The following is a 238-nucleotide window of genomic DNA, read 5'->3' as shown; positions in this document are numbered from 1 at the left end:
TGCTCGGGGCCGCCCTGCACATCAACCCGATCGTCGACGCCGCAGCCGAGCCGACGCCCTCCGGCAACCTCGCCCAGGCACCGAGTTCTCCGGCCAGCCCGCCCCGCTCGCCGGCCGCGGAACAGGCCCGGGCGAACCTGCGTCCGACCCGGTCCCAGGCCAGTCCCGCCGAGGAGGAGCCCGAGGTGGAGCCGAGCCGTGACGACGCCGTGGTCGCGGAGGACTCCGCGTCCGCGGA

General features: G+C 76.5%; 1 pseudogene. It reads left to right on the top strand.

The annotated features are described in order from the left end of the window. A pseudogene (locus BN358_RS27550) lies at window positions 1-238 on the top strand (hypothetical protein); the annotation flags it as partial.

It is taken from the genome of Sedimentibacter sp. B4 (assembly GCF_000309315.1).
GTDB classification, from domain to species: Bacteria; Bacillota; Clostridia; order Tissierellales; family Sedimentibacteraceae; genus Sedimentibacter; species Sedimentibacter saalensis.
The sequence above is the reverse complement of the archived record's forward strand: the minus strand, read 5'-3'. Positions and strand labels throughout refer to the sequence as shown.